The following is a 287-nucleotide window of genomic DNA, read 5'->3' on the forward strand; positions in this document are numbered from 1 at the left end:
AACAAGCAGCCATAGCTGAGATATAGCGAGATCAACAATAGATCAATCGTTCCATCCCAAATATACGAATAAGAAAAGGAGCCAACCAGAACAACGACTGGGCCTAAGCAATGCAAAAGAGACAAAGGTTTACTTCGATGAGCTCCCGCAAAGCAGAGCCACGCAGCCACCGGTACACTTGCCCCTAGAACCGGTTGTAAGAAACGGAACAGTGCAATATCAAACGTCCAACGTAGCCCAACGACAGTAATCATAAATGCACACAACATGACAAACCAAAATGGTTT

General features: G+C 44.9%; 1 pseudogene. It reads right to left on the reverse strand.

The window, feature by feature from the left end:
• Positions 1–287: pseudogene (locus AB4512_RS23490) on the reverse strand (AraC family transcriptional regulator); the annotation flags it as partial.

This window comes from Vibrio sp. 10N.222.52.B7 (genome assembly GCF_041474275.1).
Classification (GTDB): domain Bacteria; phylum Pseudomonadota; class Gammaproteobacteria; order Enterobacterales; family Vibrionaceae; genus Vibrio; species Vibrio crassostreae_C.